This is a genomic window from Streptococcus suis (assembly GCF_024509555.1).
Classification (GTDB): domain Bacteria; phylum Bacillota; class Bacilli; order Lactobacillales; family Streptococcaceae; genus Streptococcus; species Streptococcus suis_AD.
This window is the reverse complement of the sequence record NZ_JAMWEL010000068.1, coordinates 1-355: the sequence shown is the minus strand read 5'-3', so window position 1 is coordinate 355 and position 355 is coordinate 1. Positions and strand designations below refer to the sequence as shown.

The 355-nt window shown below is 44.8% G+C and carries 2 rRNA genes; both read left to right on the top strand.

The features are described from left to right. Window positions 1–92 (top strand): 23S ribosomal RNA (locus NF418_RS10795); the annotation flags it as partial. A gap of 86 nt (window positions 93–178) precedes the next feature. Continuing rightward, a 5S ribosomal RNA gene (gene rrf, locus NF418_RS10790) occupies window positions 179–294 on the top strand. The last annotated feature ends 61 nt before the right edge of the window (window positions 295–355 follow it).

Below are 355 nucleotides of genomic sequence, written 5' to 3'. Positions count from 1 at the left end.
AGCCCTGAGAGATGATCAGGTAGATAGGTTGGAAGTGGAAGTGTGGCGACACATGTAGCGGACCAATACTAATCGCTCGAGGACTTATCCAAAGAAATAAACTAGAGTCAATATTGACAAGCGATCGGTTTCTTGTTAGAATATAGATATTCAATTTTGAGTTGACAAGACTCATTAGTTAAGTGACGATAGCCTAGGAGATACACCTGTTCCCATGCCGAACACAGCAGTTAAGCCCTAGAACGCCTGAAGTAGTTGGGGGTTGCCCCCTGTGAGATACGGTAGTCGCTTAGCAAATTGGAGAGAAATCTCCAAATGGGAGTTTAGCTCAGCTGGGAGAGCATCTGCCTTACAA